The following is a 311-nucleotide window of genomic DNA, read 5'->3' as shown; positions in this document are numbered from 1 at the left end:
ACTATGCTTTTTTGCCGCAATTACAGCATTTAGTTTTTTTGAAACATATGCATTGTTCCTTACTTTCTTCAGCATTTCTTTTCCTCACTTTTTCATCCAATAATTTTGATCATAAGGAAAACGTCAAATTTTTCTTGACTACGATTATTTGCGCTACTTTCATCCGTAAATATTTTTGCGTAGCACATATTTATTCAAGTTATTCCACAAAATATCTTCCGTGTCCCTAAGATATAAACTAAATAGAACAAAAAACTGTTGATAGACACTTACCATTTTTTCCATTTCAAACCACACATCACAAAACAAAA

General features: G+C 30.2%; 1 pseudogene. It reads right to left on the bottom strand.

The window, feature by feature from the left end:
* Nucleotides 1–100: pseudogene (locus ACJ5GX_RS01270) on the bottom strand (IS630-like element ISWpi10 family transposase); the annotation flags it as partial.
* Nucleotides 101–311 lie beyond the last annotated feature (211 nt).

The organism is Wolbachia endosymbiont of Tuta absoluta (genome assembly GCF_059414725.1).
The sequence above is the reverse complement of the archived record's forward strand: the minus strand, read 5'-3'. Positions and strand labels throughout refer to the sequence as shown.